The organism is Lysinibacillus sp. NPDC096382 (assembly GCF_044762845.1).
GTDB lineage: Bacteria > Bacillota > Bacilli > Bacillales_A > Planococcaceae > Lysinibacillus.
In genome coordinates this window covers 47,836-73,506 of record NZ_JBIWFC010000014.1, presented here as the reverse complement: position 1 = coordinate 73,506, position 25,671 = coordinate 47,836, and the positions used below count along the sequence as shown (strand labels likewise).

Genomic DNA, 25,671 nt, shown 5'->3' with positions numbered 1-25,671 from the left:
TGTTTTTTCTGTGCGAAAGCGAAGCGACAGCAACAAATGTTTTTTCTGTGCGAAAGCGAAGCGACAGCAACAAATGTTTTTTCTGTGCGAAAGCGAAGCGACAGCAACAAATGTTTTTTCTGTGCGAAAGCGACAGCAACAACGACTGAGTGACCAACATCACGTTGGCCCAAAGCCTCCGGCGGATGTCACGGAAATCGGAAAGGAGTTCAATAAAGGATGTTAGCCTAAAACCATCGCATTCATGCGATAACGGCTAACTGACCTGCATCACGCAGGCCCAAGCACAAAGCCGATTCCGGACGCAATTATACCGAGGCATAATTGATTAATTAGCAGGAGCTCGATTTTCAAAGCAAAGTATGGGTTTATCGATTATTACTCCCAAAAGAGGCTTTGCCGTCAAAAGGTGTGGGCATGCGCGTTTGTGCCAATTACCAAAAAAATCTTTATATAAGCAGGCAATTCAATGCTTGTACAGTGCTATAAATGACGGTCGTCCTACTATGTTTTTTGTGGAGTATCATAGGATTTTAGCGACAAATTTTGCTTCCTATTTGCAATTGTGAATAGGAATTTTTCCATTGAAAGGGTTTTCTTTCTTAAGGGCTGCACGGAAAAGAAAAAAATTACTACCCGAATCATTTGAAAACGTTATTCTATCAACGTACAATATATGAAATAAGAAACACGACAGCACAAAATTGTTGTATAATGTTGTGGTATGAGGAAAGAAAGCAGGTTGACAAAAATGGAAAGCAAAATGAATGTATACGCAGTTATAGATATGCAAAAGCATCAGGCATTCGTGTTAAAGAATACGCTAGATGTGAAACTTAAGGTGAATATATGAAAAACTGGTTGATTTTCATTTCTGTCTTTATGGTTTCATTGTCACTTGTCATTAGTATTTTAGTACTCTGGAAAGCCGAGGCTCCATTCCGTTCAATTGAAGAGCAGGCTGAACAGTTGGCACTCGATGCCAAAGCCCTCGCAATTGTCTCGGAGTCTTACACATATAATGGCAAACATTCGTATGTCACTGTGTTCGGGGCAGATGAATATGGTGATAAAAAAGCTGTCTTTGTTCCGACGAATCTAAAAGCTGATTCAATTAAGGAAGTACTTTTAAAAGATGGTATTACGGAAAAGCAGGCATTATCGGTTTTGAAAAAAGAAGGCAATGTACAAAAAGTCCTTAATATCAAATTAGGCTATGAGGAGCCAGGTGCTGTTTGGGAAATTACATACCTAAACGATCACGATAAGCTCAACTATGTCTATATTATGTTTAAGGACGGCGACTGGTGGAAGCGCATTACGAATTTATAAGAGGAGTAGATCTCGTATGAAAAATTTATTAGCAAACCGTGTAAAAACTTTAACACCTTCTTCAACTTTAGCAATTACTGCGAAAGCAAAGGAATTAAAAGAGCAAGGTATTGACGTTATTGGTCTAGGCGCTGGTGAGCCTGACTTCAACACGCCACAAAATATTTTAAATGCTGCCATTGACTCGATGGAAAAAGGTTTAACAAAATATACACCTGCTGGCGGTCTTCCAGTACTTAAGAAAGCTATTATCGATAAACTTCACCGCGACAACAATCTTACATACAAGCCGAATGAAGTAATTGTAGGTGTTGGAGCAAAACATATTCTTTATACTTTATTCCAAGTGATTTTAAACGAGGGCGATGAAGTTATTATTCCAATTCCTTATTGGGTATCTTATCCTGAGCAAGTAAAATTAGCGGGCGGTGTACCTGTTTATGTTGAAGGCACACGTGAGCAAGGCTATAAAATTACTGCGGATCAATTAAGAGCTGCTGTGACAGATAAAACAAAAGCAGTTATTATTAACTCTCCTAGCAACCCATCAGGTATGATTTATTCTCGTGAAGAGATTGCTGAAATTGCTGCTGTTGCAGAAGAAAAAGATATTTTAATCGTGTCAGATGAAATTTATGAGAAGCTTGTATACAATGGTATTGAGCATTTTTCAATTGCACAGCTATCTGATGCAGTGAAAGCACGTACAATCGTTGTAAATGGTGTTGCAAAATCTCACTCTATGACAGGCTGGCGTATCGGTTATGCCGCAGGGGATGCGGACATTATTAAATCAATGACCGATCTTGCATCACACTCTACATCGAACGCAACAACAACTGCACAATATGCAGCAGTGGAAGCGTATAATGGACCACAAGACACTGTAGAAGAAATGCGTCAAGCATTCGAAACTCGTCTTGAAAAAATTTATCCACAGTTAAGTGCAATTCCTGGCTTCAACGTTTTAAAACCGCAGGGTGCATTCTATTTATTACCAGATGTAGCAGAAGCTATGGCTCATACTGGCTATGATTCAGTAGATGCATTCGCTTCGGATATTTTAACAGAAGCAAACGTAGCAGTGATTCCAGGTTCTGGCTTTGGTGCACCAACTACAATGCGATTATCTTATGCTACATCTTTAGACTTATTAGAAGAGGCAGTCCGTCGAATTGATACATTTGTAAAATCAAAATGGCAAGACTAATCCTTTTAACATCTTTCAGCAGAAGTCGCCCACCTCTATAGGTGGTGAGATGAATGCGAATGTAAGCTATTTTTCAGAGGGGGTCCAAACGCCCGCTGAAATAGTGGAACTCAGTCTAAGAACGCCACGTCCTGTGGCAACGACTGAGTGACCAACATCTTGTTGGCCTAAAGCCTCCGGCGGATGTCATGGAATCGGAAAGGAGTTCTTTGTGCAAGCACAAAGCCGATTCCAGACGCAATTATGCCAAGGCACAATTGATTGAACTTTGGAGGATTTCTATGAAAAAAATTATGATTCAAGATATGCCAAAGCATATCGGTGAAACCGTCAAGCTAGGAGCTTGGTTAGCGAACAAACGATCAAGTGGGAAAATTGCCTTCTTACAATTACGTGATGGTTCTGGCTTTGTTCAGGGCGTTGTTGTAAAAGAAGAAGTAGGCGAAGAAATTTTCGCCATTGCAAAAGGAATGTCCCAAGAAACTTCAATGTACATTACGGGAGAGGTTAAAGCAGATGAGCGTTCAAGCTTTGGCTGTGAAATTGCTGTAACTGGTATTGAAGTACTACATGCTGCAACTGATTTCCCTATTACGCCAAAAGAACATGGTCCAGAGTTTTTAATGGATAACCGTCACTTATGGCTACGTTCTCGTAAGCAACATGCGATCATGAAAATTCGTAACGAAATTATTCGTGCAACTTACGAGTTTTTCAACGACAATGGCTTTACAAAAATGGACCCACCGATTTTAACTGGGTCAGCTCCAGAAGGTACTTCTGAGCTATTCCACACAAAATATTTCGATGAGGATGCATATCTTTCTCAATCTGGTCAACTTTATATGGAAGCGGCTGCGATGGCATTAGGTAAAGTGTTCTCATTCGGTCCTACATTCCGTGCAGAAAAATCTAAAACACGTCGTCACTTAATCGAGTTTTGGATGATTGAACCAGAAATGGCATTTGTGGAATTTGAAGAAAACCTAGAAGTGCAAGAACAGTATGTAGCGCATATTGTGCAATCAGTTCTGGCAAACTGCAAATTAGAATTAGAGCGACTTGGTCGTGATACTTCAACACTTGAAAATATCAAAGCACCATTCCCTCGTATTTCTTACGACGATGCCATTAAATTATTACATGAGCAAGGATTTGACGATATTGAATGGGGCGATGATTTCGGTGCACCACATGAAACAGCAATTGCTAATTCATTTGATAAACCTGTATTCATCACTTGTTACCCAGTAGGCATTAAGCCATTCTACATGCAACCACATCCTGACCGTGATGATGTAGTATTATGTGCAGATTTAATTGCACCAGAAGGTTATGGTGAAATAATTGGTGGTTCTGAGCGTATTCACGACTATGATTTATTAAAATCACGTCTTGAAGAACATCAATTATCTTTAGATGCTTATGCATGGTATTTAGAGCTACGTAAACAAGGTTCTGTACCACATTCAGGCTTCGGTCTTGGATTGGAACGTACGGTGGCATGGATTTCTGGCACGGAGCACATTCGTGAAACGATTCCATTCCCACGTTTACTAAATCGCTTATATCCATAAGCAATACCTAGTTTGGTTTTAGGTTTTGCTGCCCGTCAAAGCAGTTAAAATTAAAAAAAGTCGCGTAGTGATGTGTCTACGCGGCTTTTCTACTTACGATAGAAAAAGGAGTCAAGTATAATATGAGCACAAATAACAATCGACTCCGTACATGGACTGAGCAGAGAATGATTCAAATTCCTCAGCTTTTTTTTCAGTTTTATAAGGAGTTAAATATTGAGGATGATGAGGCACTTATTGTTATGCATTTACTTTCGTTCCATATGGAGGGGAATGATTTTCCTACGCCTAATGACCTGATGAATCGTCTGACAATGCCTGGCAATGACATTACTTCACGACTACAGCGCTTAATGCAAAAAGGTTTCCTTGAAATAACAAGCGACGTCGATGCAAATGGCAAACTATATGAAAAATATTCGGTATACCCACTTTGGGAGCGTATTATGCAGATGATTGAAATGAAGGAACATCAAAAATCAGCAGTATCACTTCGACAAGAAGAGGGTGAAATATTCCGATTATTTGAAGAGGAAATGGGGCGTCTTTTATCTCCTTTAGAGCTAGAAAAAATCGGATATTGGTTAGATGAGGATAAGCACAGTCCGGCGCTTATTAAGGAGGCGCTTAAGGAGTCTGTATTTGCTGGCAAGCTAAGTATTCGTTATATAGATCGAATATTACTGGAGTGGAAAAAGAAAAATATTACGACACCACAGGCAGCACAGAAGCAAAGCGAGCAGTTCCGGGAAAAACAAACATTTAACCGACCGCCAGTCCGAACAATGCAGCAAGAAACGCAGTCGACAAATAAAGTACCATTTTATAATTGGTTAGAAGAAAGAGAATAGGAGGCTTCCGACATGTTAACAAAAAAACAATGGGAGCATTGTCTAGCGGAAATGGATCGTATGTTTCCTGATGCACATTGTGAGTTAGTACATGACAATCCGTTTGAACTAACTATTGCCACGTTATTATCGGCACAGTGTACGGATGTACTTGTAAACAAAGTAACGAAAACATTGTTTCAAAAATATAAAAAGCCGGAAGATTACTTAGCTGTATCCTTAGAAGAGCTGCAACAGGACATTCGCTCCATTGGTTTGTATCGGAATAAGGCAAAGAATATTCAAGCATTATGTCAAAGGCTATTAGAGGAATACGAGGGGGAAATACCCGCAAGTCGAGAAGCACTAGTCACATTGCCTGGTGTTGGTCGTAAGACTGCTAATGTCGTGTTGTCTGTAGCTTTTGAAATTCCTGCACTTGCAGTGGATACACATGTAGAGCGCGTCTCTAAGAGATTGGGGCTTTGTCGCTGGAAGGATTCAGTGCTTGAAGTCGAAGAAACAATTATGAAAAAAACACCGATGGACAAGTGGTCGAAAACACATCACCAGCTAATTTTCTTCGGTCGTTATCATTGTAAAGCTCAAAACCCTAACTGTCACACTTGCCCTTTACTTGATGATTGTAGAGAGGGGCAAAAACGTTTAAAGAAAGGGTTGGTGAAGGAAGCGTGAATGTAGAGGCACTCGAAAAGGAAAAAGTAGATGCTTGGTTTGCAGAATGGGCAGAACTAGAAGGCAAAATTCATGCAGCTCATGATGCAAGGACTGGTGAAGCAAAAGGATTAATGGAATTGGCCATTTTATTGTTTGAGCGCTTAGTGCAAGATGCAGGGGATGAAGTGTTGCCTATTAATGGTGTCGAACGCTTAACCTTTATAAAAGCAAAGCCTGGCCAATATGCCTGTTATCGTCAGCTCGATGAATTATTTAAGGAAACAAAAAAACGAGCAGCACGGCTACGCTTGCAGGCTGCAAAAAAATAATACAGACAGATAGACCTGAAAGATATAAAAAGAGGCTGGTACATAACTGGTCAAAACCTTAAAAGCGCGAGAAATCAATTTTAAAATGTTGATTTCCGCGCTTTTCTGTGTCAAAGTGTTGAGCCACTTCCACAATTTGTTGCTACGCTTTCCCGCAAAAAAAAAAGCATCTTTTGAAGTTTCAATTTATCACTTTAAATTAGATTGCCCTGCCAAAGAAACGTTTTATGTGTTGTGGTTGATTGGTGGGGAAGCGACCAGCCGGAACGGCAATCAACTCCTCTCTTGACGAAGAGACATACTTTTTTGACACTTTGACTTATAGACATATAGTTTTCCAACAACAAAAAAGCAGAGTAGCGTTATGCTACTCTGCTTTATTTTATTCAGTACTACCAGTACCATCATCCGGTGCGGTTGGTTCAGTTGGCGTTGTTGGTGGCTTGCTACCATTATTGTTGCTGTTGTTACCTGGGGGGTTACCGTTATTTCCTGTATTGCCGCTGTTACCATTCCCACCGGCGTTACCATTGCCACCAGTATTAGCATTGCCATTACCATTGTTGCTGTTATTGCCATTGTTACCATTTCCGTTACCATTGTGGTTACCGTTGTCCCCGTTGTTGCCATTTTGATCAGGTGCTGTTGGCTCCTCAACATCAGGTTTATCCGGAGTATCTGGCTCTTTATCTTTATCCTCTTCATCAGTCGTACCTGTTACTTGGAAGGTAGCTGTACCTGGTTTACTGCGTGTATCATCAACAACTGCTACGACAGAAATCGTGTAATTGCCATCTTCCAGTTCTTTGCTGCTAATTGTTAAGTCTTTGCTTTCCGTTTTACCAAGAGAAATAGTCTTTCCGCCTTCTCGTTTAGCAGATACCTCGAAAGTAGTTGGTAGCGGTTCATTTGTTTCCGGATTAAGCATTGCATCATGCTCCCAAGAAATATTGATTGATTGACCTTCTATATCAAGGCTTGCACTTACATTGTAAGGTGAAGAAAGTTCCGGCATTGCGTATTCATTTGAAACTTCCTTAGGCTCTGTTCCACGTACAAATAGCTCTGTTCGACGTTTCTCACTTGGAGTAAAGTTACTTGCTAATTTAAGTGGTTTTGTGCCTGCTTCAATTGTAGCTTCCACAACTGAGTTTGGTTTTTTGAAACGTGGTGTTTCAACGTTCGCCGAAATCTCTTTCATAATTTGTTTAAATAAATGTTGTGGTAAACGACGTTCATCCCAAGTTGTAATAGGATCAAAGTGTTTTTCATAACCACTCCAAATAGCGATTGAATAGTTTGATGTGTAACCAGCAAACCATGAATCAGGTACACTTGTATCCGGTAAATTATGCTTGTTAAAATCAGCGCGTGAATAGTTTGTTGTACCTGTTTTACCTGCGATATCTAATCCAGGTACATTGGCTGCAGTACCTGACGCATCAGGTTTATTACCGACAACGTCACGTAACATATCTGTCACCATGTAAGCTGTATAATCGCTCATTGCTACAGTTGGTTCTGGTGTGTAGTCTTTTGTTGTTTTACCATCACGGTAAACGATTTTTGTAATCGCATAAGGATCAGTGTAAACACCGTTATTCCCAAATGCTGCATAGGAAGCTGCCATTTGTGTAGGAGACATTGTAATATCCCCACCACCGATCGCATCAGATTCATAAACTTTTTCAGCATTAATGCCTAAACGACCAACAAATTCTTGAGCTTTATCAATACCTACTTCTTTTAATACTTTAACAGCTGGAACGTTACGTGAAGCATATAAAGCTTTACGTGCTGTTATTGCTCCCATATACTTATTATCCCAGTTTGTAATAGTTTGATCCGAACTTGAGTATTTCATAGGTTCATCCACAAGTGTTTGACCTGTTGACCATTTTAAATTTTCGATTGCTGGTCCATAATCTAGTAATGGCTTCATAGTTGAGCCTGGTTGATGTTTTAAATCATATGCATAGTTGAAACCACGGTTAACCCCGTAATTGCGTCCGCCACCGATTGCTTGAATTTGACCACTTTTCGTATCAACGACAGTTACACCAGATTGAATCTCTTTAGTTGGGAAGTTACTGTCATCATTCATAATGTTTTCCACAATTTGTTGGGCTTTCGGATCAAGAGTTGTGTAAACTTTAATTCCTTCCGCCATTGCACTTCCATCACCGTTTTCCTCTAGCTCATTAATAACAACATCAAGGAAGGCATCGTACTTAGTGCCAGCAAATTTTTGACGAGTTTCATCATCAGCGAGGCCGATTTTAACATCTACTTTTTTTGCTTCTTCCATTTCCTCTTTTGAAATTTTACCATGCTGATACATTAAACCTAAAACAGTGTTCCGACGTTTCTCGGCAAGCTCTGGGTATTTTATTGGATTGTATGCATTTGGACGTTGTACTAAACCTGCAAGTAATGCTTCTTCATCTAAAGTTAAATCTTTTAGTTCTTTCCCATAGAAATATTGGGCTGCTGTACCGAAGCCATAAACACGACCTGACATCAGCATTTTGTTAAAGTACATTTCAAAAATTTCTTCTTTTGAATATTTACGCTCTAATTGGTAGGCAAGCCAAGCTTCCTGTGCTTTACGTTTTAATTTTTTCTCATTTTGTAAAAATGAGTTTTTAACAACTTGCTGTGTTAATGTCGAGGCCCCTTGTGCCCCGAAGCCATCACGGAAGTTAGCGAGTATTGCGCCACCAAGGCGATAAAAATCCATACCACCGTGCTCGAAAAAGCGTGCATCTTCCGTTGCAAGGATAGCGTTAATCATATCCTTTGGTATATCTTCATATTTTACATATTTACGGTTTTTTGCACCTATCGTTGCAAATAAATCACCGTTTTTATCATAGAACTCTGAGGAAACTGGATCCTTCAGTAAGTTTTCATCTAGTTCAGGTGCGCTACTTGCATAATAGGCGAATAACCCTGCACCTCCAATAAAACATGCAGCTATAACAGCTACTATTGTTAACGTAATGCGCTTGAACCATTTTTTCTTCGCTGGTTTCGGAGCGCTTTTTTTATTTTTTTGAGCGAGAGCCTTTTGATGCTCACCGCGTGTCGGACGACGTTCAGTCATTCTACTATCTCCTCACTTTCAGAACCATGGCTTTTTGCTTCAATTAGCTTTTGGACAATCGGTAAATAATCGATCCGTGGATAATAGCTTGTAGGAATTTCAAAAGCTTCCTTTTCTATAGTTGAAAAGGAAATCGATTTACGTTCACCGTTTTCCATCGCTAGCCAGGCCTTTTGTAAAACATCGTATGGCACGATAAAATATCGTTCAAAAGCTGAGAAACGAACGATAATAAAAGCCACACCATTTTGTTCCGTCACTTGCTGCATATGTGTCATTTGATGTACGTGAATATTCTTTAGGGGAAAGCTAGTCTTTGAAGCAGTTTCCTTTGCATCAAAATCAATATAATGCCCATTCCAAACCCCATTGTAATCTGTTGTCGATGGTGTTCGGAAATAAGCCTCACGAATAACTGCAGCACTTCGTGATGGGTACTCTACTTTGACGATTTGCACGGGAACAGGTTTCTTATGAATGATAGCAAATCGCCTTTTTACATAATAATCATTTGCTTCATTAATTTCATCTTCTAGTGTTTTCCCTCGATTACTAAAAGAAAAATCCTTGTCCTTTCCCTTTTTTGCTGTTTTTTCAACAGTTGGATTAGGGGAATATAATTTCCCATTCGGATAACGAATTGTCACTTAGTTCACCCTCTATAATACTGCTATTATACAATAGTTTACCATGATTAAGTAGCAGTTCTCCACTTCCAATAATAGTATGATTGATGCTAGATTAACGGTGATTTAAATTACCATTAAATAACCGATCTTTGGGCAATTTTCGCCTCTTAAAGTCGAAAAATATCATGTAATATAACTCGAGAATCGTCAAAATAACTGATGAAATTTCCAAACGAATTTATAGAAAAAACTGGTCTCTACGTTAGTTTCTCTACTTAATAGACGATTTTGAAGACTACGAAAATAGACTAGTTCAATTAAATTTTATCGAAATACTTCTTCTTTCAGCTAACTTACGCTTATTTTGTCACGCATGAAGGTAATTTTATACATGCGAGGAATACATAAATTAAAGCAAAGGAGGCGTTATTTTGAACAAGTTAAAACAATTAGTTGCGCAGTTGGATCTGGTCAATCAATTACTGTTAACGAGAGTGTCTTTGGAAAACAACGCACAGAGCATGAATTTTTTTATGCAGCTTAAATCTGTTAGCCAGAAAGTAAGCTTAGCAGAAAAGAACTGGCAAGTAAAGAATGCTTGTTCGCCTATTAGTAGTGAAAAATGATAGACTTTGGTACACTTATCTCATATGCAATATAAATAACCCAATATGAGTATTTTTCATACATTATCTACCACTATGAGTGATGTACCTTAAATAGTACTCATCACCAAAAGCTAGGGATGTCATTTTCTTGAAAGATATGCCATTTATATGGGCTGATTGGTGTGAAGACTAAAGGCAACGCTTTAGTCACTGGTGAGACCCGAGAACGAGCTAGTAGTGGGACAAAGACTAAAAACATTATGTCCTGTGATAGCTCTTTTGAGACCAACATTGTGAGCTGTCGTTGCTCTTTCCCACAGTCGAAACGGAAATCAATCCCAAGTTTATGGTGATGAGCCATAAATAAAGCTTTTATTCATCATTGGGAGTAATATAACTCATATAATATAAATATTTTGTAGACTAAGGTAGAACGAATTTTAGAAACATAGGTTCGCTTGCGTTCATGTAAATGCAGGTGAATCTTCATTTTAAGGATGGATTCAACCTAAATACGATAAAATTCTAAGGTTCATCACCAAAAGTTGTGTTGAAACATGTGACATGTAATGCGTTAAGGCTTTCGCACAGAAGAACCTTGGTTGTTCCAAGCGACTTATCGGACGCCCTCAGGAAAGTGCATAGTTGAAACGGATTCAACCCTACTTTATGGTGATGAGCCTTCATTAATGAGATGAGGTGCGAAATTGTTGTTACTGCAGCAAACTTCCCAATTAGTAGATGAATGTGAAAAATGTGTTTCACGCTTTTGGCAAATGCGTGAGGAGAATCGTTCTCCTGACTTTTTTGTGGAGGTTAAGCCACACGCTGATGTCATTCACCAGCTTTTAAAGGAATGGCAGCAAGAGGCGAATAAGTGGATTCAAAAAAATCAGCCAAAATATATGCATACACAACAAATTGCTTCAGCGGTGGAATCGATGGAGCAGTTTGTTGTGCAATCCTTTTATAAAGAAACGAGTAAAAAGCGTTTTTTAGATGCGATTCATTCAACCTCTTATACATTAAAAATTTTTGAAAGGTTAGTGAAGGAGATAGAAACAGATGTTATCGAAAAAAAGGACCATTAGTGAACTGTTAAACGAGTGGAGATATGATGAGGAGTTAAAGGAACGCATTTTACACTGGCAAACGCTTGAAGGGCGTGAAGCTAAATATGTACCTTTACCAGAGAATTTACATCCTTCACTTGTAAAGGCTCTTCGCGCAAGAGGGATAGAACAACTGTATACCCATCAACGTCAGGCGTTTGAATACGCGATGGAGGGTGTTTCCTTTACTGCCGTTACACCAACAGCGTCTGGAAAATCATATTGCTACCATTTACCGGTACTACAAAAAATAGTAGAAGATAAAAATTCACGCGCGATTTATTTATTTCCAACGAAAGCTTTGGCGCAGGATCAGAAAAATGATTTAAATGAACTAATCGAACAAAGCGGTGAGGAAATTTTAAGTTATACGTATGATGGGGATACCGCGCCTGGAATTCGCCAAAAGGTTCGTAAGGCAGGGCATATTGTAATGACAAATCCTGATATGCTTCATTCAGGGATTTTGCCACATCATACGAAATGGGTTTCACTATTTGAAAATTTGCAGTATATCGTCATTGATGAGTTGCATACATATAAAGGTGTGTTTGGCTCGCATGTTGCGCACGTTATTCGAAGATTAAAACGTATTTGTGAGTTTTATGGCAGTAAGCCGATTTTCATTTGTACATCAGCAACCATCAAAAATCCAAAAGAGTTAGCGGAAGCTTTAACGAATGAAAGCCATGCCTTAATTAGCGATTCTGGCGCGCCAGTTGGGAAAAAGACATTTCTTTTTTATAATCCACCAATCGTCCATAAAACATTTGGCGTGCGTCGAAGTGCTGTTTTAGAGGTAAGCGATCTCGCGAAAAGATTATATACAGCAGGTATTCAAACCATTATTTTTGCTAAAAGTCGTGTACGAGTAGAAATGATTGTAACGTACTTAAAGGAACTTACACGCAATAAGCTTTTAGATGAATCGGTGAGAGGTTATCGTGGTGGTTATTTACCCTCTGAGCGACGTGTTATTGAACGAGGGCTTCGTGATGGTACTATTCAAACGGTGGTTAGTACAAATGCACTGGAATTAGGTGTCGATATTGGCCAATTACAAGCATGTATCATGACGGGATACCCGGGAAATATCGCTAGTGCTTGGCAGCAAGCTGGTCGTGCTGGCCGTCGTCAGGACGAGGCGCTAATCATTTATGTAGCACAATCGGCAGCACTTGACCAGTACGTAGTGAACCATCCACTTTTTTTACTTGGTAGTGCACCAGAGGAAGCGCGAATTTATCCTGAAAATATGTTGATTTTAATGGATCATTTGAAATGTGCAGCGTTTGAGCTACCATTTTCCATACATGATATGTATGGTGAATATGAGATTCAGGAGTTACTGGCCTATTTAGCGGAGGAAGGCGTTGTTTTTAAAACGAGTGAGAAGTGGCATTGGATGAGTGACCGTTTCCCGGCCCATGACATTAGTCTTCGCTCTGCTTCGCAAGAAAATGTTGTAATCATTGATATGACTATCGCTGCGCAAACAAAGGTTATTGGTGAAATGGATCGTCATAGTGCGATGACATTACTACATGAAGAGGCGATTTATTTGCATCAGGGCATTCAATTTCAAGTAGAAAAGCTTGATTGGGAAGAGAAGAAAGCGTATGTACGGGAAGTAGATGTCGATTACTATACTGACGCTAATCTTGCAGTTGAGATGAAGGTGCTAGAAGAAGATCGGAGCCGAGATTATCATGGTGGAGTTATTGGCTTCGGTGATGTTGGTTTAGTCGCACAGGCAACGATCTTTAAAAAAATACGCTTCGGTACACACGATAATATCGGTTCTGGTCCTATTCATTTACCACCGGACGAAATGCATACAAGCTCTTCGTGGCTATCATTCTCTGCGCTAGAAAAATGGTCGGAGGCGGAGCTAACAGACGCCATGACAGGAGCTGCATATGCGATGAATGCGTTCATACCTTTGTTTATTCAATGTGATAGTAGCGACGTAGCAGTTGTCCCACAGGTAAAGGCAACTCATAATGAGCAGCCGACATTTTTTGTTTATGATAAGTACCCTGGTGGTATCGGCTTAAGTGAAAAAGTATATGATTTGTGGGAAGATTTGTTGACTAAGACATTGGAGCATGTAGCAAATTGTGCTTGCGAATCAGGATGCCCATCATGTATAGGGGCTCAGGATAGCTTGGAACAAGCGAAGAAAAAAGTAATAGAGTTACTTCGAATTTTAAATTAGAGATAAAAGAGGGTATGAGAGGAAAAAGTCTAGCACTATCCCACCATGCCCTCTTCTTTGATTAATTTATAAATCATCTTACAGTTGTTCCTAGTAAGTTCTTTTAGTTGACGTCGAGAAGAGTTAGGGTGTTTTTTCAAAATTAAGCGAAGTAACTTAAGTCTTTTTGCACTCAGTTCGATACTACCTTCTGCAATTGGCTACATTTTTAAATTTCCCGAATCTGTATTAATCTGATTTAAGAGTAAATACATTGTCATTTTTCATAACATCAGCACCAATTTTCCAACAAGGATGATAAGTCAGTTCGTAAAACAATCATAGCTTTCTCAACATTTTTCGATTTAGCATATCAGTTTAAACGCACAACTTATGGTGGAACTCACTCTTAGTCTGGAGTTTGTAATTTGTAGTTACTTGTTTGCCAGTACTGGATGGACTGTAACATGTGACGTAACTGATGCGTGATGGAAATGGAAAAATAAAACGGGCTAGCTGATAAGTCAATTACAACTTATAGCTAACCCATTTAATAGGAAACCTTATATGTTTCTATTTTAATTGTCGTATCCGATTTCCCCTTGTTTAACTTTCGCTAATTCACCACTCTCACTTACCAATTTAAATTTATAAGATTTTCCACGAGGTAAGTGATCTGTTGGTGCTGATTTCCAGAAAGTTCCAGATGTAGGGAAAACTACTTTCCCTACGAATTTATCTGAGCTGTCATAAAAATAAACTGCAAGATCCTTTGTTCTGTTTACTCTTTCTACAGTTACATAAACAGGATTTTTATATAGTTTGCCATTGTTAATCCATACAAAATTTTTAAATTCACCTTTGCCAAAATCATCATAATGATTAGGATATTGAGCACTTCTTGAAGAAATTAATGTCTCTTCCTGTTTAGAGGAATCCTCTATTTTTTTTAAATATTCCTCTTCAGTATAGGGTGTTATTTCCTGATTATCGGCATCATAATATTTTGCCATATTATTTTCGTTAGTATCCATTTCCGCTGCTTTAACAGAATCCTCGTTAATAGATAATACAAATGTAGCTATAAATACTGTGAATAAACTCATAACCCATTTTTTCAAAACTACACTCCCTTTCTTGTAATATATATACATATTATACAAAATAATGTATTTAATATATAGTTTATGATGAAAATAAGAATAAATATCTAGTATAATATATAATTATATTACTAAAATGATATTTTTGATACTAGGATTCACTAGCGTTGTATAAAATTAAATGAATTTTCCGTCTATTCATTTTCTTCCGTTTTTAAGAAAATGAAAGACACCCAAATAAAAGTAGTAAACATCCATTTATTTACTATAACCTTTAACAGGGGAAGCTGACAGCTCAAAATCCTTAGGGGACCTTTTTTTCTTCAATTTCTCGAAGCCAAATACGTGCTGATTTCCATAGTACTGCTTTTAAGAGACTACAATTTGTAAGTACGTGAAGCTATGCTAGCACGTTTAAGCTGTAAACAATTATCGTAATATAAAGCGTATGTAAGAGAAGTAGATGTCGATTACTATACTGACGCTAATCTAGCTGGGAGATGAAGGTGCTAGAGGAAGATCGGAGCCGAGATTATAAAGGCGGTATTATTGGCTTCGGTGATGTTGGGTTAGTCGCACAGGCAACGATCTTTAAAAAATACGCTTCGGTACACAAGATAATATCGGTTCGGGCCCTATTCATTACCACCGGACGAAATGCATACAAGCTCTTCGTGGCTATCATTCTCTGCGCTGGAAAAATGGTCGGAGGAGGAGCTAACAGACGCCATGACAGAAGCTGCATATGCGATGAATGCGTTCATACCTTTGTTTATTCAATGTGATAGTAGTGATGTAGCAGTTGTCCCACAGGTAAAGGCAACTCATAATGAATTGCCAACATTCTTTGTCTATGACAAGTATCCTGGTGGTATCGGCTTAAGTGAAAAAGTATATGATTTGTGGGAAGATTTGTTGACTAAGACATTGGAGCATGTAGCAAATTGTGCTTGCGAATCAGGATGCCCATCGTGCATAGGATCTCAAGATAGCTTACAACAAGCAAAGAAAAAGGTAGTAGATTTACTTCGAATTTTAAATAAGAGTACGAAGAGGGCTTGATAGGAAAAAGTCTAATTCTATTCCTTTAAGTCCTCTTCTTTCATTCGTGTATAAATCAATTTACGGTTGCTCGATTTCAGCGAAAAATCTACTCTTATCCGAAAAAGATTTCAATTATTATAGGATTAACTTTATCCACTAAATTCACCTGTACTCTGCGACGAAATCAAAACGACAAGAGCATTCGTCTAGCCCTTCTAAAAATCACGTCCTTTTTGTGCAATAGCTAAAAGTTGCACTATGATTACTATAAGTTATACTTGTGGTAAAAACTCAAAATAGTTTATAGCAAGCGAAGAAAAACGTACACAAATTTTAGCAATTTTACATGCAGAAAATGAGTGAAGTAAATGTCTTACGAAAATAAAATTTTACAAATGAAAAAAATGCTCGGTAAAAAAACGACAACAACTATAAAAAAAGAGGATAAACCTGCTTATCAAAAGCCTATTGTTCCAAGCTATACAGAGCAGTGGGCAAAAGCGGGCCTGACAGTTTTAGAAAATGATTTCGGTATTGTTTTTAAACGACAAGTGCGATATCCTTTTGGTTTTCAGCATGGTCATTATAAGTTGCAGTCATATTTTGATGCATTAGTAAAATGGCAAGAGGCAAAGTTTGAACATCCATATGCGTTAAAAATGGATGAAAAGGTATTATTTTTTGATACGGAAACTACTGGGTTAAAGGGTGTAGGTACACAAATTTTTCTTCTGGGCTTTTTAGAAGTGTCAAAAGAAGATAAAAGCTTTATTTTAACTCAATTTATTCTAGCCGATCCTGCTCATGAGGCCGCGTTACTTTTTGAATCGAAGCTTTGGCAAAAAACAGCAACGGTGATTACCTACAATGGAAAAAGCTTTGACTGGCCGCAACTTGAAACACGTTGGACACTCCATCAAAAAGAATTACCTAAATTGCGTACACAGCGGCAAATTGATTTGTTGCATAGTTCAAAGCGTTTATGGAAAAATGATATGGAACGAATGAAATTAACATCTGTGGAAGAAGAGAAGCTTGGCTTTTCCCGCATTGGAGATATACCAGGATATCTAGCACCAATCATTTATTTAGATGCAATTAAAAGCGGTGTTCCAGATGCACTTATGAAAGTCCTTCTTCACAATGAATGGGATTTACTTTCACTGATTACGCTTTATGTCCATTCTACAAATTTGCTATTTGAGGAGGCAAGCGAAGAATCGGCAAAAACGTTTACAAATATCGGGAAATGGTATGCTGATTTAAAAGAGGGTTCACAGAGCGTAAAAGTTTTGGAAAAGGTAACGACCCAATTTGATGCACTAGAAGCAGGAAATGCACAATATTATTTAGCAATCCAGCAGAAAAGAAATAAAAAGTTTAGTGAAGCAATCGATGCATTTGTGGCTGCTCTTCATTTCGTTGATTCACGAAAAAAGTTGCATGTATTAGAACAGCTCGCTATGATATATGAACATCAAATGAAAGATTATAACCAGGCCATTTATTATACGCAAGAGGGCATAAAATTAATTAAAAAGAATGAGCAATGGAGAGTAGAACAAAAGGAGAAATGGGAAATTTCTTGGGAAAAGAGGTTACTCAGGTTAGGAAATAAGAAATAATTTCCCGGGTAAGCGCAAGAAACGACAAGTTTAGCCTTACATTTAATGTTTTCAGACGATATAATGTGATGAAGTATGCTATAATGTAACGCATGTAGTGTGAGGAAGGGCGATGTGAATGGATATTAAATTAACGTCAAAAAAGATCCTTGAAAAGGAATTTAAGAAGAATTTTAAAGGCTACAATGTAGAAGAAGTCGATTCATTTCTTGATGAGATAATACAAGACTATGAAACGTTTGAAAAAGTGGTGGCCCAACTTCGTGAAGAAAATAAACAGCTAAAAGAAGAAATTGATAATACTCCTAAGAGACAACCTGTTGCATCTGCTACTGGTACGACAAACTTTGATATTTTAAAACGTCTTTCGAATTTAGAGAAACACGTATTTGGTAGTAAGTTGTACGAATAATTTTTTGTCAAATATATTGTATTTATCATAAAACTCTAGTATAATCTTTTTATCATCATGAAATTCTGGTAATCGCTGCGGCGCTAGACGTCGTAGAGGAAAGTCCATGCTCGCACGGTTCTGAGATGACCGTAGTGTTCGTGCTTACTGAAAAAATAAGGTAAGGCAGCTGTAAAGGCTGACGGCGGAAGGAAAACCTAAGTCTTAATGATATGGTTGAAACTTCCTGAAAGTGCCACAGTGACGTAGCTTGCTTGGAAACATGCAAGGTGGAACGAGGTAAACCCCACGAGTGAGAAACCCAAATTATGGTAGGGGCACTCTCTTGAAGGAATTGAACGGATAGAGGGACAGAGCTGGCTCTGTAGATAGATGATTACTACCCGGTCGTACGAGGCGATAGCTGTTTGAGTACTCGGGAACAAAACATGGCTTATGGAATTTTTTTGATGCTTATTATGAAATGACAAGCGCTCTCCAATTTGGTGGAGAGCTTTTCTTTTGAATACAGTAAGAAAAAGTTACTTGTTAATCATGTCTAGACATGAGCGATATACGTTTGAGAATAAGGCTGTACACTGTTGGTCATGCCCCTGTCACTACGATTCGAAACATAAACATCTAATAAACTATTATCGCATCGATGTACATATTGTCTACATACGAGTAGACTGACGCAAAAGCGCTTTTCTGAAAAATGAGGGTAGTAAAGAGAGATAGGATGGAGCGGAAACATGAACGGAGTGAACGATAGTCTGGAGAAGCTAAATTCGATTTCCAAATATCCTACTGCATTAATAACAAAAATCTTCGAAAATGTATCTGAAGGCATCATGATTACGGATAAAGAGAAAAGAATAGAAATGGTCAATCCTGCATTTGAATTTGTTACCGGCTATAAGCGTAATGAAGTGATTGGAAAAACGCCAGCCGTTCTACAGTCAGGTGTTCATGAATTGCAATTTTATTTAGATATGTGGCAAAAGATACGACAAGAAGGCAATTGGCAGGGGGAAATATGGAATCGTCGTAAAACCGGAGACGTATATCCAGAATGGTTAACAATTGTTGGTATAACCAACGATGAGGGAGAAATTACAAATTACTGTGGTATTTTCACAGATTTGTCTGAGAGAAAAATAGTAGAAAATGAACTAGAAAAGCGTTTATTAACTGACTCATTAACGGATGTATCAAATCGATTTGCATATATTGAAAGAATGGATAATCTACTAGAATCAACTTCTACTATTTCTCATTCAGTACAGCATGCAGTCTATTTTTTAGATTTAGATCGATTTAAGCAAATTAATGATACGTTAGGTCATGCGGTCGGAGATACCATTCTAGTAGAAGTGGCAAAGCGCTTAAAAACATTGTTGAAAAATAAAGATATCATTGCTAGATATGGCGGTGACGAATTTATTATTACGTTAACAAACGTGAAGAATGCCAAAGAAGCCGCAAATTTTGCTGAACAAATTATTGGAATTATTGAACAGCCTTTGGATATTAATGGTCAAGATATTTTTATTTCTACGAGTATTGGTATCAGTATGTATCCATTAGATGGTGAAGCAACGGAGCAATTGATTCATTGCGCTGACAAGGCAATGACTTATTCAAAAAAGAATGGCCTTAACGACTATGCTTTTTATTTTGATGAATTGAAGACTGACTCACAGCGTGTTTTATTATTAGATTCAGAACTACGAAGAGCAATCGAAAACCGGGAATTTCATCTGCATTTCCAACCTAAAGTATCTATGGAAAATGAAGAAATTCAAGGGCTAGAGGCACTTGTTCGTTGGAATAGTGAAAGACTAGGATTCGTCTCTCCAGCAGAGTTTATTCCGTATGCTGAGGAAACAGGATTAATCATTCCTTTAAGTGAAGTGATCATAGAAAAAGCTTGTGAGGCAGTTATAGAGATGCGTCAATGTGGCTACAAAACGCCAGTTGCTATTAATATTTCAAGTATTCACTTTAAGCAACAAAACTTTTTAGACTCTGTTCAGTCAATATTAGAGCGTTATAACACGCCTGCTAACAATTTTGAAATCGAAGTTACAGAACGTACTGTGATGAACAGTGCCAATGAAACGGTTAGCAAGCTTGTGCAGCTGAAGAAAATGGGCTTTAAAATTTCTATTGATGATTTTGGGACAGGTTATTCATCTCTTAGTTATTTGGTTCGCTTCCCCCTTGATTATTTAAAAATCGACCGAAGCTTCATTCAGCATATTGGCTCACTCGATGAAAAACAGGCAGTAGTGGATGCAATTATTCAAATGTCGCATCGTCTAAAAATGAAAGTTGTTGCTGAAGGTGTAGAACAAGCACAACAAGTGGATATACTACGTAAAATGAACTGTGATATAATTCAAGGTTATTATTACAGCAAACCGTTGCCACTTCACGAACTTATGGAGTTTATGGAGTATTGGGAAATTGAACATCAAGGAAGGAATTAGTGTATGGCAAACTATAAATTAGTAGCAACTGCAGCAATGGGACTAGAGTCGATTGTAGCACAAGAGGTACAGGCATTAGGCTATGAAACAACAGTCGATAACGGCAAAGTGTATTTTGAAGGTGACGAAACGGCCATTGCACGGACAAACTTATGGCTACGTGTAGCTGACCGAGTAAAAATCGTTGTGGGACAGTTCCCTGCTAAATCTTTTGAACAGTTATTTGAAAGTGTAAAAGCGCTACCTTGGGAAAAATACTTACCAGTTGATGCAGCTTTCCCAGTATCGGGGAAATCTGTTAAATCCAAATTATTTAGTGTACCCGATTGTCAGGCAATTACTAAAAAAGCAATTGTAGAGCGCATGAAACAACATTATAAGCGTTTAGGATTTTTAGATGAATCAGGTGCAACGTATAAAATAGAAGTTTCAATTTTAAAAGATGTGGCTACACTTACTATTGATACTTCGGGTGCTGGCTTGCATAAGCGTGGTTATCGTCAAGCACAGGGTGAAGCACCATTAAAAGAAACATTAGCAGCAGCACTCGTACAAATTTCAAAGTGGAATCCGAATCGACCATTCGTTGATCCATTCTGCGGTTCAGGTACAATTGCATTAGAAGCAGCAATGTTTGGCCAAAATATTGCACCGGGCTATAATCGTGAGTTTATTTCAGAGAATTGGCCATGGATGAAGGCAAAAATTTGGGATGCAGCGCGAGATGAAGCGGATAGCTTAGCGAACTACGATCAACCATTAGAAATTATCGGGTCTGATATAGATCATCGTATGGTGAGTATTGCACAAGAAAATGCACTAGAAGCGGGCTTTGGTGATATGATTACGTTCAAGCAAATGCAAGCACGTGATTTTACAACACAGCTAACAGACGGTGTTTTGATTGGTAATCCACCATACGGAGAGCGTATTGGTGACATCGAAGTCGTGGAACAGGTAATTCGTGATTTAGGAAAAGTCATGAAAAACTATCCGACTTGGTCTGTATACATGTTATCTTCAATGAAAAACTTTGAGGAATTGTACGGTCGTCAATCGACGAAGAAGCGTAAATTATTCAATGGCTTTATTGAAACAAATTATTACCAGTTCTGGGGACAAAAGTCTAAAAGAGATTAACAAACGGTAACGGAAGATAAGATTTTTTCTTATCTTCCGTTTCGTCGCGTATAATAGGAACAGATAGTTAGAGGGGGAACGTCAATTGCGTAAATCTTTACCATTTGTATTAACGAAGGACCGCTCATTTTTTGAGTCATTAGGTGACTGGATGGGGGACGTCCTTTACGATGAATTACCAGAAAAGGGCTTTGAATGTCGTGATGAACAAATTTTTATGGCATATCAAATTGAGCAGGCTCTAAAAGAGAAAAACGTGCTTTTTGCTGAGGCAGGTGTAGGGACTGGAAAAACAATTGCCTATTTACTACCAGCTGTATCCTATGCACGTTATACTGGAAAACCAGCTCTGATCGCATGTGCTGATGAAACTTTAATCGATCAGCTAGTAAAAGAGGGCGGCGATATTTATAAGCTACAAAAAACGTTAGGTCTTGAAATTGATGTTCGCTTAGCAAAGTCACGAGATCAATATTTATGTTTAAAGCGTTTTGAGGAAGCTGAAAAAGTGGTGTCCGATGAATGGATCGACGATATTGCGTTTTCTATACCTGATGGAGTATATGCACAGGGCTCGATGATTGCTATACAACCTTATGGTGAGCGTAGTGATTATCCAACTGTCAGTGATGAAGATTGGCAAAAAGTAAACTACAACTCGATTATGCAGTGTTCAGTATGTGACCTGCGTAATCGATGTGGTCAAACATTACATCGTGCACATTATCGTAAATCGGCGGATCTCATTATTTGTTCACAAGATTTTTTAATGGAACATTTAGCTACAAAGGATTCTCGTGAACGTGAAGGGCAATTAGCTTTATTGCCTGAAGTGTCAATGATTGTGCTAGATGAAGGCCATTTATTAGAATATGCCGCACAAAAAGCAATGACGTATAAAGTACAGGCGACAACAATTGTTACATTGTTAGAGCGTTTAATGGTAGATGGTGTGCGAGAACGTACATTATATGCTATGGAAAAATTACAAGATGACCATGAGTTATTTTTTGACCAGCTACGAGATGATCTAGTAGCTTCTGAAGAAGAGCGTAAACGTATTAATAAATCGCCAAATTTATTGAAATACGGTAAACAACTTATTGCTGATGTTGAAACATTACTCGAGGAACTTGTCTTTGAATCTGAAATGTATATGATTCCAGAATATGAATTAAATATGGCAGAGGAGTATTTAGAACAATACGAGGCATCCTTACGTATTTTCATAGCGCAGGGAGATGCAGTCGATTGGTTAGAGGAAACTGATGGAGAGGAAACGCTCGTAATTATGCCCCGCCTCATCACAGAAGTTTTAGCAGAAAAATTATTCTCTAAAAAACTTCCAATAATATTCTCTTCAGCAACTTTATCAGTCAACAAAGATTTTTCCTATATTGCTTATAGCTTAGGAATCCGTGATTATCAATCATTTTCTGTTCCATCACCATTCGATTATGAAAAAGTTATGCGAATTTATTTACATGAGCTATCACAAAAAGGGAAAACGGCGCGTGTTCAACAGCTATTACGTGACGGTGAAAAAACATTAGTTTTATTTAAATCAAAACAAGCAATGTTAGATTTCAAAGCAGAGTTACCTCTTATGGAACGGATGTATGTAGCGTTTGAGGGGGACCGCGAACTATCAGGAATTGTGCGTGATTTCCAAGAAGGTACCATCAAAACATTATGCTCCTATCATTTATGGGAAGGTCTAGATTTGCCAGAGGAGGCATTAACACGCGTTATTATTTATGATTTGCCTTTCCCTCCACATGATCCATTATTTGATGCGAAACGTACATTTGCTGAAAATCCATATGAAGAAGTGGAATTACCGTTTATGCAACTTCGTTTACAGCAAGGAATGGGGCGTTTAATTCGTACTTCAAACGACCATGGAGATATTCATATTTTGTTAAATGAAGAAGAAGCAAAGCAACGTGAAACATTTGAAAATATATTAGCCGTTACACCAGAAATTAAGTAGAAAAAAGCGAGTTTGCATCTGATGCAAACTCGCTTTTTTGTATATTAAAATAATATTTCTATCGCGAGATAATGTTGAGGTTGAAAAAAGTGTTGAATATTTCTCTTTTACGCTATATAGTTCTTTGTAATGCAACGAAAATTATTAAAATAAATTATTTTTTATATTGAAAATAATTTTGCAAAAGGTTTATAATGATGACAAGAATTTTAAGAATAATCAAAATCAACATTTGGTTATTCCGTGATAGGGGGTTTGAGCCCGTCGAACATTCAATCGGTGTGCCAAAAATATACGAGCTTATCTGCAACAGATGTAGAAAAGTTAATAGAAATAGAAGCTTCATTATCGTATTATGCTGAGTTGACAGATTGTTATATGTTCATAGATTGTATGCTGGAAAACTTACCACATGCAATTGTTGTGGCAGAGGCTTTCCCAAAAACAAAAAATGGCTTATACGAAAAATCTGTAATTGGCAAATTTGTATTTGAAAGCTTCGAACCTGCAGTATTTGCTGCGTTTAAAAATAAAGAAAAATCATCAATTACTCGAGCAATCACACAGGAAGGTATAACGGTTGAACAAAACGTTGTCCCTCTCTTTAATGACCAACAACAGGTTATTGCAGTGTTAATCCAGGAAAAAAAGGTGGAAGTGCAAACAACACCTATAGATGATTTTCGACATATGCCTTTTGCATTAATTGAGCATATTGTAGAGCCAAATTCTCAACCGATTCCAGTGGTTTCTGATTTGCTCGTAGAATCCATTATTCTCACAAATCATGAAAACAAAGTGATCTATAGCAATCCTGCGGGTCACCGATTTATATCGGAACTATCAGGGCTAGAACGTTTTGACAACGTTGCATTGAATAAGATTTTACCTTTTTTACAGGAGGTCTATGATAAAGGCGATGATGTCTTTTTCTTAGAAATTACGATTGAACGTAAATCCTTTATTGTAAAGAAAATTCCTATTCGTGATCAAAACGATAAAGTGACACTCCTCATTATTCACGATCTTACAGAGCTAAAGCTGAAAGAAAATGAACTAATGATGAAAACATTTGCTATACGAGAAATTCACCACCGCGTGAAAAATAATTTACAGACCGTTACAAGTCTATTGCGTTTGCAAATGAGAAATGACTTGTCAGCTTCTAGTGCAAGTGCATTTCAAGAGGCATTAAACCGAATATATAGTATTTCATCTGTTTATGAACTTATTTTAGAAAATGAGGATAACGCTGAAGAGAAAGTAGACGTTATCGCGTTGTCTAAAAAAATTGGACATAAAATGGTTGGGACATCCAACACACCATCTATTCAGTTAACCTTTCATGACGACAATGTACAGTTATTTTGTCATTCTAAAAAAGCTGTTTCGCTCGCGTTAATCATTTGTGAGCTACTGCAAAATGCACTGAAATATGCTTTTATTGGTCGTGAGGAGGGTACAATCGATATTCAATTTCAACAGGATGCTTTCTCTATTTCACTTTATATTTCTGACAACGGCGTTGGAATGCAAGAGGTGAAAGCATCATTTGGAATGGAGATTATTACAAGGCTTGTTGAATATGATTTAGCTGGCACATTTTCAATTATCCCTAGCGAACAAGGTACACATACTCATATTCAGTTCCCTGTAAGTGAGGAGGTATTTATCCTAAATGACTAGGAAAGTTATGATTGTCGAAGATGAGTCGCTTATTGCAATTGATTTGAAGTTTATGCTAGAGGATAACGGCTACGAAGTGGTAGCACAAGCGAATAATGGAGAATCAGCAATTGAGTTGGCTTTTACACATAAGCCACAGTTAATCTTAATGGACATTAAAATGCCAAAGCTAGATGGTTTAAAGGCAAGCAAAATTATTGAACAGCAACTCGGTATACCGGTGCTATTTATATCAGCTTATAGTGAAAAAGAATTGTTACTGTACATGAAGCAGGACAATATTTTAGGCTATGTTATGAAACCTTTTTCCGAAAGAAATGTTCTTCCATCATTAGAAGTGGCGTTTCATCAGATTGATAAGTTTAATCGTCTAAATGGGGAATTGCTGCATACACAAACAGAAATAGAAAAGCGAAAGATAATCGAACGAGCAAAAGGTTTGCTAATGCAGTCAGAAAACCTTAGTGAGGACGAGGCTTATAAAAAAATTCGCAGTGAGAGTATGCAGACTCAACAGGAAATGGTGCTTATTGCAAGGCGCATTATCAATTCATTACAAGTAAATAGTTAAAGCAAAGACGCATTA

The 25,671-nt window shown here is 37.9% G+C and carries 19 protein-coding genes, 1 other RNA gene and 1 pseudogene; 18 read left to right on the top strand and 3 right to left on the bottom strand.

From position 1 onward, the window contains the following. The first annotated feature begins 849 nt into the window (after positions 1-849). The 6 genes from ACIQZA_RS17930 to ACIQZA_RS17905 all read left to right on the top strand — a co-directional run bounded on the left by ACIQZA_RS17930 (position 850) and on the right by ACIQZA_RS17905 (position 5,956). The gene (locus ACIQZA_RS17930; protein WP_402883205.1) at positions 850-1,332 is read left to right on the top strand and encodes a cell wall elongation regulator TseB-like domain-containing protein; all 483 of its coding nucleotides are present in this window, start codon (positions 850-852) and stop codon (positions 1,330-1,332) included. A 16-nt stretch (positions 1,333-1,348) separates the two neighbouring features. Continuing rightward, positions 1,349-2,542: a pyridoxal phosphate-dependent aminotransferase gene (locus ACIQZA_RS17925; protein WP_400939334.1), complete on the top strand. Its 1,194-nt coding sequence runs from the start codon at positions 1,349-1,351 to the stop codon at positions 2,540-2,542. Positions 2,543-2,823: 281 nt separating this feature from the next. Further along, positions 2,824-4,119, top strand: a complete 1,296-nt coding sequence (gene asnS / locus ACIQZA_RS17920) for an asparagine--tRNA ligase (protein ID WP_132359094.1) — start codon at positions 2,824-2,826, stop codon at positions 4,117-4,119. A 122-nt stretch (positions 4,120-4,241) separates the two neighbouring features. After that, positions 4,242-4,970 carry a DnaD domain-containing protein gene (locus ACIQZA_RS17915; RefSeq protein WP_402883208.1) on the top strand — a complete coding sequence of 243 codons (729 nt, stop codon included), beginning with the start codon at positions 4,242-4,244 and terminating at the stop codon, positions 4,968-4,970. 12 nt (positions 4,971-4,982) lie between these two features. Beyond that, positions 4,983-5,645: an endonuclease III gene (gene nth, locus ACIQZA_RS17910; protein WP_049666611.1), complete on the top strand. Its 663-nt coding sequence runs from the start codon at positions 4,983-4,985 to the stop codon at positions 5,643-5,645. Continuing rightward, the gene (locus tag ACIQZA_RS17905) at positions 5,642-5,956 is read left to right on the top strand and encodes a YpoC family protein (protein WP_402883210.1); all 315 of its coding nucleotides are present in this window, start codon (positions 5,642-5,644) and stop codon (positions 5,954-5,956) included. The genes nth and ACIQZA_RS17905 overlap by 4 nt, the downstream gene beginning before the upstream one ends. 382 nt (positions 5,957-6,338) lie before the next feature. Here ACIQZA_RS17905 and ACIQZA_RS17900 read toward each other — a convergent pair whose 3' ends face one another. Beyond that, on the bottom strand, positions 6,339-9,062 hold the full coding sequence (locus ACIQZA_RS17900; protein WP_402883213.1) for a PBP1A family penicillin-binding protein: 2,724 nt from the start codon (positions 9,060-9,062) through the stop codon (positions 6,339-6,341). Further along, entirely contained in the window at positions 9,059-9,709 is a 651-nt protein-coding gene (recU, locus tag ACIQZA_RS17895) for a Holliday junction resolvase RecU (RefSeq protein WP_400939323.1), read from the bottom strand. The genes ACIQZA_RS17900 and recU overlap by 4 nt, the downstream gene beginning before the upstream one ends. A 413-nt stretch (positions 9,710-10,122) precedes the next feature. On the opposite strand from recU, the gene ACIQZA_RS17890 reads away from it, so the two are divergent. From ACIQZA_RS17890 to ACIQZA_RS17880, 3 genes are all read left to right on the top strand, one after another. Then, positions 10,123-10,317 (top strand): hypothetical protein, encoded by a 195-nt coding sequence (locus tag ACIQZA_RS17890; protein ID WP_053482465.1) that lies wholly within the window; start codon positions 10,123-10,125, stop codon positions 10,315-10,317. A gap of 689 nt (positions 10,318-11,006) precedes the next feature. Further along, the gene (locus ACIQZA_RS17885; RefSeq protein ID WP_142508290.1) at positions 11,007-11,390 is read left to right on the top strand and encodes a YppE family protein; all 384 of its coding nucleotides are present in this window, start codon (positions 11,007-11,009) and stop codon (positions 11,388-11,390) included. After that, positions 11,365-13,629, top strand: a complete 2,265-nt coding sequence (locus ACIQZA_RS17880) for a DEAD/DEAH box helicase (protein ID WP_400939319.1) — start codon at positions 11,365-11,367, stop codon at positions 13,627-13,629. The genes ACIQZA_RS17885 and ACIQZA_RS17880 overlap by 26 nt, the downstream gene beginning before the upstream one ends. 557 nt (positions 13,630-14,186) lie before the next feature. Here the strand turns inward: ACIQZA_RS17880 and ACIQZA_RS17875 are convergent. Continuing rightward, entirely contained in the window at positions 14,187-14,729 is a 543-nt protein-coding gene (locus tag ACIQZA_RS17875; protein WP_402883215.1) for a hypothetical protein, read from the bottom strand. Positions 14,730-15,152: 423 nt separating this feature from the next. Between ACIQZA_RS17875 and ACIQZA_RS17870 the strand changes: the two are divergent. The 9 genes and pseudogenes from ACIQZA_RS17870 to ACIQZA_RS17830 all read left to right on the top strand — a co-directional run. After that, a pseudogene (locus tag ACIQZA_RS17870) lies at positions 15,153-15,773 on the top strand (Zn-binding domain-containing protein); the annotation flags it as partial. 350 nt (positions 15,774-16,123) lie between these two features. Beyond that, complete coding sequence (locus ACIQZA_RS17865; protein WP_402883218.1) at positions 16,124-17,380, top strand: ribonuclease H-like domain-containing protein; 1,257 nt, start codon at positions 16,124-16,126, stop codon at positions 17,378-17,380. A 118-nt stretch (positions 17,381-17,498) separates the two neighbouring features. Beyond that, a complete protein-coding gene (gpsB, locus tag ACIQZA_RS17860) occupies positions 17,499-17,792 on the top strand; it encodes a cell division regulator GpsB (protein ID WP_100544475.1) in 294 nt (97 codons plus the stop codon). Positions 17,793-17,852: 60 nt separating this feature from the next. After that, an RNA gene (rnpB, locus tag ACIQZA_RS17855) (RNase P RNA component class B) lies at positions 17,853-18,233 on the top strand. A 293-nt stretch (positions 18,234-18,526) separates the two neighbouring features. After that, positions 18,527-20,266, top strand: coding sequence for an EAL domain-containing protein (locus tag ACIQZA_RS17850; RefSeq protein ID WP_400939314.1), 1,740 nt, complete (start codon positions 18,527-18,529; stop codon positions 20,264-20,266). 3 nt (positions 20,267-20,269) lie between these two features. Next, positions 20,270-21,406, top strand: coding sequence for a THUMP domain-containing class I SAM-dependent RNA methyltransferase (locus ACIQZA_RS17845; protein ID WP_142508285.1), 1,137 nt, complete (start codon positions 20,270-20,272; stop codon positions 21,404-21,406). 85 nt (positions 21,407-21,491) lie between these two features. After that, the gene (locus tag ACIQZA_RS17840; protein WP_142508284.1) at positions 21,492-23,399 is read left to right on the top strand and encodes an ATP-dependent DNA helicase; all 1,908 of its coding nucleotides are present in this window, start codon (positions 21,492-21,494) and stop codon (positions 23,397-23,399) included. 255 nt (positions 23,400-23,654) lie between these two features. Next, entirely contained in the window at positions 23,655-25,085 is a 1,431-nt protein-coding gene (locus tag ACIQZA_RS17835) for a sensor histidine kinase (RefSeq protein WP_402883222.1), read from the top strand. Then, positions 25,078-25,656, top strand: coding sequence for an ANTAR domain-containing response regulator (locus ACIQZA_RS17830; protein WP_142508283.1), 579 nt, complete (start codon positions 25,078-25,080; stop codon positions 25,654-25,656). Before ACIQZA_RS17835 ends, ACIQZA_RS17830 begins: the two co-directional genes overlap by 8 nt. Positions 25,657-25,671: the final 15 nt, after the last annotated feature.

Coding starts and splice junctions, on each gene's coding strand:
- ACIQZA_RS17930 (WP_402883205.1), top strand. CDS start 850: ATGAAAAACTGGTTGATTTTCATTTCTGTCTTTATGGTTTCATTGTCA.
- ACIQZA_RS17925 (WP_400939334.1), top strand. CDS start 1,349: ATGAAAAATTTATTAGCAAACCGTGTAAAAACTTTAACACCTTCTTCA.
- asnS (WP_132359094.1), top strand. CDS start 2,824: ATGAAAAAAATTATGATTCAAGATATGCCAAAGCATATCGGTGAAACC.
- ACIQZA_RS17915 (WP_402883208.1), top strand. CDS start 4,242: ATGAGCACAAATAACAATCGACTCCGTACATGGACTGAGCAGAGAATG.
- nth (WP_049666611.1), top strand. CDS start 4,983: ATGTTAACAAAAAAACAATGGGAGCATTGTCTAGCGGAAATGGATCGT.
- ACIQZA_RS17900 (WP_402883213.1), bottom strand. CDS start 9,062: ATGACTGAACGTCGTCCGACACGCGGTGAGCATCAAAAGGCTCTCGCT.
- ACIQZA_RS17880 (WP_400939319.1), top strand. CDS start 11,365: ATGTTATCGAAAAAAAGGACCATTAGTGAACTGTTAAACGAGTGGAGA.
- ACIQZA_RS17865 (WP_402883218.1), top strand. CDS start 16,124: ATGTCTTACGAAAATAAAATTTTACAAATGAAAAAAATGCTCGGTAAA.
- gpsB (WP_100544475.1), top strand. CDS start 17,499: ATGGATATTAAATTAACGTCAAAAAAGATCCTTGAAAAGGAATTTAAG.
- ACIQZA_RS17850 (WP_400939314.1), top strand. CDS start 18,527: ATGAACGGAGTGAACGATAGTCTGGAGAAGCTAAATTCGATTTCCAAA.
- ACIQZA_RS17845 (WP_142508285.1), top strand. CDS start 20,270: ATGGCAAACTATAAATTAGTAGCAACTGCAGCAATGGGACTAGAGTCG.
- ACIQZA_RS17830 (WP_142508283.1), top strand. CDS start 25,078: ATGACTAGGAAAGTTATGATTGTCGAAGATGAGTCGCTTATTGCAATT.